Here is a 782-nt window from a genome sequence, read left to right as displayed (position 1 = left end):
ACAACGCTAACCCCCTCCGTATTACCGCGGCTGCTGGCACGGAGTTAGCCGGGGTTTCTTTACCAGGTACTGTCATTATCATCCCTGGCGAAAGTGCTTTACGATCCTAAGACCTTCATCACACACGCGGCATGGCTAGATCAGGCTTGCGCCCATTGTCTAAGATTCCCCACTGCTGCCTCCCGTAGGAGTCTGGGCCGTGTCTCAGTCCCAGTGTTGCTGATCATCCTCTAAAACCAGCTATAGATCGTAGACTTGGTAGGCCGTTACCCCACCAACTATCTAATCTAACGCGGGCCGATCCTTCTCCGATAAATCTTTCCCCCGAAGGGCGTATGCGGTATTACTCACCGTTTCCAGTGGCTATTCCGCAGAGAAGGGCACGTTCCCACGCGTTACTAACCCGTCCGCCGCTAGACCCGAAGGTCTCGCTCGACTTGCATGTGTTAGGCCTGCCGCCAGCGTTCGTTCTGAGCCAGGATCAAACTCTCAAGTTGAAAAGCTATTGCTAGCTTATCCTTGACGTCGAACCTCTGCACATCGACCTGTATCCCTTACTGAAAGATACAAGCCATTCTCTGTTTGTTGTGCTTCAGCTACAAAGTAGCGAAAGCCGTCCAAACAGTGAAGCTGACACTCTATCATCGGCCGAAGCCTAAGAGCGCGATATACAGACGTTGATCCATCGAATGAACCAAACCGCCCACATATCTCTTCAGATATCAAATTTTCAAACAACGTTGAGACAAAAGAAACTGAGATGCGCCCTAACTTCTTGGCGC

At 51.2% G+C, this 782-nt stretch carries 1 protein-coding gene and 1 rRNA gene; both read right to left on the bottom strand.

Annotated elements, in window-relative coordinates; translation table 11 throughout:
• Positions 1 to 497: ribosomal RNA gene (locus A3722_RS17960) — 16S ribosomal RNA — on the bottom strand; the annotation flags it as partial.
• A gap of 16 nt (positions 498 to 513) precedes the next feature.
• The coding region (locus tag A3722_RS24955; protein WP_236627468.1) for a hypothetical protein at positions 514 to 782 on the bottom strand (269 nt) is incomplete at its 5' end.

Origin of the sequence: Sulfitobacter sp. HI0027, from assembly GCF_001634775.1 — a bacterium.
Classification (GTDB): domain Bacteria; phylum Pseudomonadota; class Alphaproteobacteria; order Rhodobacterales; family Rhodobacteraceae; genus Sulfitobacter.
This window is presented reverse-complemented; position numbering and strand designations above follow the sequence as displayed.